This is a genomic window from Nocardioides sp. F233, assembly GCF_057813895.1.
This window is the reverse complement of record NZ_JBVASH010000023.1, coordinates 1-309: the sequence shown is the minus strand read 5'-3', so window position 1 is coordinate 309 and position 309 is coordinate 1. Positions and strand designations below refer to the sequence as shown.

Here is a 309-nt window from a genome sequence, read left to right as displayed (position 1 = left end):
ACGAGAAGCAGCTTGAGCAGGTCGTGACCGCGCACGCGCCGGTCCTGCTCGAGCTGTGTGGGCTCGGGCCGTTCAACGCCGCGTTCGTGTTGTCGGTGTGGTCGCACGACGGGCGGGTCCACAATGAGGCCGCCCTGGCCAAGATCGGCGGGGTGGCTCCGATCGAGGTGTCCTCGTGCAACCGCAGCGAGCATCGCCTGAACCGTGGTGGTGATCTGCAGCTGATCCTGGCGTTGCACTAGATCGCGCGTAACCTGTTGCGTTACGACCAGGCCACCATCGTCTATGTCGAACGCCGCACCAGCGAGG

General features: G+C 65.4%; 1 protein-coding gene. It reads left to right on the top strand.

Annotated features, from left to right (window positions below; genetic code table 11):
• Positions 1–242: transposase (locus ACZYRU_RS26910; RefSeq protein WP_488960176.1), on the top strand; the 242-nt coding region annotated here is incomplete at its 5' end.
• Between the last annotated feature and the right edge of the window lie 67 nt (positions 243–309).